This is a genomic window from Candidatus Firestonebacteria bacterium RIFOXYD2_FULL_39_29, from assembly GCA_001778375.1.
Lineage (GTDB): Bacteria > Oederibacteriota > D2-FULL-39-29 > D2-FULL-39-29 > D2-FULL-39-29 > D2-FULL-39-29.
Window position 1 is genome coordinate 2,067 of the sequence record MFGV01000035.1, and the last position, 5,736, is coordinate 7,802.

At 41.4% G+C, this 5,736-nt stretch carries 6 protein-coding genes; all 6 read right to left on the reverse strand.

The features are described from left to right. Positions 1–42: 42 nt before the first annotated feature. The 6 genes from A2536_00580 to A2536_00605 all read right to left on the reverse strand — a co-directional run bounded on the left by A2536_00580 (position 43) and on the right by A2536_00605 (position 5,505). On the reverse strand, positions 43–756 hold the full coding sequence (locus tag A2536_00580) for a pyridoxine 5'-phosphate synthase (GenBank protein ID OGF46870.1): 714 nt from the start codon (positions 754–756) through the stop codon (positions 43–45). Then, positions 757–1,191, reverse strand: coding sequence for a hypothetical protein (locus A2536_00585; protein OGF46871.1), 435 nt, complete (start codon positions 1,189–1,191; stop codon positions 757–759). Then, positions 1,172–1,906, reverse strand: a complete 735-nt coding sequence (locus tag A2536_00590; GenBank protein OGF46876.1) for a TIGR00159 family protein — start codon at positions 1,904–1,906, stop codon at positions 1,172–1,174. The genes A2536_00585 and A2536_00590 overlap by 20 nt, the downstream gene beginning before the upstream one ends. A gap of 283 nt (positions 1,907–2,189) precedes the next feature. Continuing rightward, the gene (locus tag A2536_00595; GenBank protein OGF46872.1) at positions 2,190–3,041 is read right to left on the reverse strand and encodes a dihydropteroate synthase; all 852 of its coding nucleotides are present in this window, start codon (positions 3,039–3,041) and stop codon (positions 2,190–2,192) included. Next, on the reverse strand, positions 3,038–3,598 hold the full coding sequence (locus tag A2536_00600) for a GTP cyclohydrolase I FolE (protein ID OGF46873.1): 561 nt from the start codon (positions 3,596–3,598) through the stop codon (positions 3,038–3,040). Before A2536_00600 ends, A2536_00595 begins: the two co-directional genes overlap by 4 nt. Next, positions 3,595–5,505 (reverse strand): cell division protein FtsH, encoded by a 1,911-nt coding sequence (locus A2536_00605; GenBank protein ID OGF46874.1) that lies wholly within the window; start codon positions 5,503–5,505, stop codon positions 3,595–3,597. Before A2536_00605 ends, A2536_00600 begins: the two co-directional genes overlap by 4 nt. Between the last annotated feature and the right edge of the window lie 231 nt (positions 5,506–5,736).

Sequence of the window (5,736 nt, forward strand, 5' to 3'; positions counted from 1 at the left end):
CACGCTCGGGGTTTTCTTTGGCATAACGTCATAAACTCTCGCCTACTTAACCAACCTAATCATACCTTTAACGGCCTTGCTTAATCCTGAAAATATTGACTCTGAAATGATACTATGCCCTATTGAAAACTCTTCTATAATGTCTAGTTTTCTCAGGCGCGTTACGTTTTTGTAATTCAACCCGTGACCGGCGTTTATCCGAAGGCCCAGAAGCTTTGCCAGAATAGCGGCTTCTTTTATTTTTAAGAACTCTTTATATTCTGCTTTTTTGTTCTTAACATCAGCATAAGTACCGGTGTGGATCTCTATAAAATCAGCGCCGGTGTCTTTTGAGGCTTTTACCTGTTTAATATCGGGATCGACGAACATACTTACGAGTATTTTCTTTTTGTGGAATTCCTTTACTATTTTCTTTAATCTGTTCTTTTGTCCAAAAACATCAAGACCGCCTTCCGTTGTCAGCTCCTGCCTTTTTTCCGGAACCAGCGTTACCCAGTCCGGCCGTACTTTTAAAGCAACCTTAACAATTTCTTTTGATGCTGCCATCTCCAGGTTTAACTTTGTCTTTACTATTTTTTTTATGGCATAAACGTCAAAGTCCTGAATGTGTCTTCTGTCTTCTCTGAGGTGGATTGTAATCCCGTCAGCACCGGAGGCTTCTACAACTTTTGCAGCTTTTACAGTTGACGGTTCTTTCCCCAGCCGCTGCTGCCGCAGGGTCGCGACATGATCGATATTAACATTAAGTTTTGCCATTTATTTTTTCTCAGTGTATTTCTGAAAATTTAGTTTGATTTTAGACGGGTCTATCTTTAGCACTTTAACATTGTCTGCAGGAACGTAAACATTCCGCGGGGTGAGTTCGAACTTCATATCACCTTTCACCGGTGTTCCTATTTCAAGAGTTGCTTTTACCTGGGAAGGACCCAGGGCCCTGACTATATCTATCGGACCCCACAGGGTTACCGTGACATCTTTAGGAATATCACCTATTGCCACCAGACCGGTATCATTGGAATAATCAACTTTAAACGGAACATCCATTTTAACGGTAACATTTTCGTCGATGGACACATATACCCAAGCGGCAATTGCTATAATAAGAGCAATAATTTTATATCTCTGATTCTTGCTGAAAGAATCCTTAAGCATCTGTATTATTTTTTCTGATTCAATTCGTTTTAGAGGCATAAAGCTTGAGCATCTCCTTCAAATTATCAGGTTCTACCGGTGTAATCTTTCCGTTGACACTCAAGGAAACGTTCCTGAGATCCTCGGAAACAACAATTGCGACCGCATCCGTCTCTTCGGTAATCCCGAGCGCCGCGCGGTGTCTGGTACCGAGTTCGATATCTATATCAGTTTTTTGTGTAAGCGGAAGTATACATCCGGCAGCGATTATCCTGCCTTGATTAATTATCACCGCTCCGTCATGCAGGGGAGTTTTGGGCGTGAAAATAGTCATTAAAAGAGCCGCGTTAATATCAGAGTTGATTCTGCTCCCGGTCTCAATAAATTCTTTTAATCCGGTGTTTCTTTCTATTACAACAAGGCAGCCCGTACGTTTTCTTAACATCTGTTTTACTGTGCTTACTATTTCGTCATAAACCGCATCTTCAGTCTTAAAGATAGTCTTAAATTTTATCCTCCGGTTACCTATATCCACAAGTATCTGGCGTAATTCCGGTTGGAACAATATCGTAAAAGCAATGATCCAGATAGGCCATATATTTTTAAGAAAATAGTTGATAGTATGCCACTGAAATATACTGGCAAGAAGAGATACTCCGAGAAGGAGTCCCAGACCTTTAAGCATCTGCATGGTTCTTGTTTCTTTAAGCAGTATTAAAAGGTAATAAAAGACAATATAAAGGATGAATATCTGAAAAATATCCTTAAATACCATTGCCTTAAAAGGACTTAGTATTGTTATGAAAAACTGTTCCATTTACATCCTTTTGAAAAACTATTCCACCTCCGCCAATTATCTTAGGCGGATCTCTCGATGATCCGCCTTATATCATTGGCGGATCTTTTGATGAGATTGCAAAACTACCGGATTCTCCGTCCGCCTAGGGCGAGACGAGATCTCACCGCAGGTGGACACTGATTGCAAGGCATCTGATTCCGCTGATAAACCAACGTTTATTCTTACCTTACACCCTTTTATAGCTTTCTATTTTTTATTTCTACTTCGCTTTAGTGTTTAATATAGCTTCGGCGACCTTTAGCGCTCTTACGGTTTCTTTTATATCATGCGCACGGATAATTGAAGCACCTTCTTTTACGGCGAGCACTGCGGCTGCAAGCGAACCTTCAAGGCGCATATTACTTTCCGTTTTTAATATTTTTCCTATAAAAGACTTTCTTGAAATCCCTACCATTACCGGGTAGCCCAGTTTAACAAACTCACGGAGGTTTTTCAATATTATTAAATTGTGTTCCAGAGTTTTTCCAAAGCCGATACCGGGATCAATAATTATACTTTCTTTTTTATTCCCGGCTTTAAGCGCAATTTTTATACTTTCTTTAAGATAACTTTTTATTTCGCTTACAACGTTATTGTATTTTGGATCCTCCTGCATGTTTGAAGGAGTTCCTTTCATATGCATCAGAATTAATCCGGCTTTTGCTTTTGCCGTTAACCCCGCTATTACCGGAGAAAATCTAAGACCGCTGATATCGTTTATTATTGCCGCACCTTCACCTAAAGCAGCTTCAGCCACTTCACATTTATAAGTATCAACTGAAACCGGGATCTTGACTTTTTTAACTATTTTTTTAATTACGGGAAGAATTCTTTTTATTTCTTCTTTTGCATCTACTTTTGCAGCCCCGGGCCTTGTAGATTCTCCTCCGATATCTATGATATCCGCGCCTTCTTCCGCCATTTGAACTGCGCGCGCGACTGCTTTGGCTTCATCAAAAAACACTCCGCCGTCAGAAAAAGAATCCGGAGTAACATTTAAAATGCCCATGATAAGGGATTTTTTTGAAAGGTCAAAAGAAAAATTTCCGCATGTAAACTGCTTTTTTGTCATGAACCGTGTATTAAGGCCAGCGCTTCGCTTCTGGTTGCCTGGCTCTTTCTAAAAAGCCCTCTTACCGCCGAAGTCACCATTTTTGAACCGGGTTTTTTTATTCCTCTCATAGTCATGCAAAGATGCTCAGCTTCCACCACCACCAGAACACCTTTGGGTTTTATAGTCTTCGTCAAAGTATCGGCGATCTGACTGGTCAAGCGCTCCTGTAATTGCGGGCGCTTGGAGACAGTATCCACAAGACGCGCAATTTTTGAAAGTCCGAGTACTTTATTGTTAACAGGAATATAAGCGACATGGGCTTTGCCTATAAAAGGAAGCAGGTGATGCTCACACATGGAGTAGAAAGGAATATCCTTGAGCAGAACCATCTCATCATGTTCTTCCGTAAAGAGAACTTTTAATTCCTTAGTCGGATCCATGCCGACACCTTTAAATATTTCCTCATACATTCTGGCAACACGTTCGGGAGTTTCCTTCAGTCCTTCCCTGTTCGGATCTTCACCGATAGCAACCAGAACATCTCTGACTGCTTTTTCTATCTTTGTTTTATTCATGCTTTCCCCGCATCCGTGTTCGGCGCCGGAGAAGTTTTAAGTTCCGGCTGCTTAACTATTTCTTTTTTCTCTTCGGTTTTAGCCTCAAGCGTGCTTCCGGAAACCGGCGGAACAGGAGGTACCGGCGGTGTTCTTTTTTTACCGGTAATAATTTCTTCCACCTCTGCACCGTCAAGGGATTCCCTTTCAAGCAGCGCCAATGCTATTTTTTCAAGCTTAGCCTTATGTTTAGTAAGCAGTTTTTTCGCCTTAATGTAGCACTCTTCAATGATACATCTTACTTCTTCATCTATCTTTTTTGAGGTATCTTCCGAATAATCCTTTTCCTGCATGTAACTTCCGCCAAGAAATACTTCTCTATCCGGTCTTCCATAGGTCCTGGTTCCCAGTTTTTCGCTCATGCCATAAAAGGTAACCATTTTGTGTGCCACGTCTGTAACATGCTGAAAATCAGCGCTTGCTCCGGTGGAAACGTCTTCCATAAAAAGCTCTTCCGCTATACGCCCGCCAAGAGAGATCATAATATCCGTAATAAATTCCTTTTTGCCCCGTCCGTGTCTGTCTTCGGTAGGAAGCCTCCAGGTAACACCGAGCGCAACACCTCTTGGAATTATTGTTACCTTATGAAGGGGATCAGTCCCGGGTATTAAATTAGCTATTAAGGCATGACCCGCTTCATGAAAAGCTGTCATTCTTTTTTCTTTGTCACTTATAATGAGACTCTTTCTTTCAACACCCATATAGATCTTGTCTTTTGCATCCTCAAGCTCTTTAAGAGATATTTCTTTTTTATTGTTTCTTGCCGCTAAGAGCGCCGCTTCATTAATAAGGTTAGCAAGATCCGCGCCGGTGAAACCCGGAGTACCGCGTGCAATAATTGAAAGGTCTACATTTTTATCAAGGGGTACTTTTTTTGTATGTATCTTCATAATGGCTTCCCTGCCCTTATAGTCAGGAAGCGCAACTACCACCCGCCTGTCAAACCTGCCGGGACGAAGAAGCGCAGGATCCAGAACATCAACTCTGTTGGTTGCCGAAATAACAATAAGACCGGTATTAGTTTCAAAGCCGTCCATCTCGACCAAAAGCGCATTTAAGGTCTGTTCTCTTTCATCATGACTGCCGCCCAGTCCGGACCCCCTGCGTCGCCCTACGGCATCCAGCTCATCAATAAAAATAATACAGGGCGCATTCTTTTTTCCCTGCTCAAATAAATCTCTCACTCTGGCCGCGCCGACACCTACAAACATTTCTACAAAATCAGAACCGGAAAGAGAGAAAAACGGAACACCGGCTTCTCCCGCAACCGCTCTGGCTAAAAGAGTTTTTCCTGTTCCCGGAGAACCGATAAGAAGTACACCCTTCGGAATTTTTCCTCCGAGTTTTTGAAATTTTGTCGGTTCTTTAAGAAAATCTATAACTTCTTTTAATTCTTCCTTGGCCTCTTCCACTCCTGCCACATCCTCAAAGGTAACTTTCGTCTGATTGGAAGAGAAAAGTTTCGCTCTGCTCTTTGCAAAATTGAAAGCGGAATTTCCGGCCCCCTGCATCTGTTTCCAAACCACAAAAATAATTATACCAAGAATCAAAAACGGACCAACATTAACAAGTATGGAAAGCCAGAGAGGCACCTGCTCCGGAGCTTTCACCGTTACGTTAACATTTTTCTCGCGGAGGAATTTCCACATTTCGGGATCAGAACCTATAAAAGTAAAAAATGCTTCGTGTTTGGCGTCCTTGAGCGAACCTGCAGGAAGGACATAGGTACCGTCAATCCTTTTCTGGTCCTCCATCACGGTGACTGTATCAATCTTTCCTTCTTTTGCCAAGGCAATAAAATCACTGTAGCTTATAGCAGCAGGACCTTTCTTTACATTTCCTAAATAGACAGCAAAATAAATAGCCATCCCAAATAATAACACCCATAGTAATAATGTTCTAATTTTGTTGCTCACTTTTATATCCTCCCTCTTTAATTATTCAATAAAATCTATCGTTTTTCTGTGCGATTACTATATTATAGCAGAATATCTGTTTTGTCAATCATGTTTTATGTCATACAGCGATTCCGCAACAAGCAAATTAAGCCATAACTTTTGCACTGAAAAATCAAGGATTTTATTCTTTTGTGACCCGTG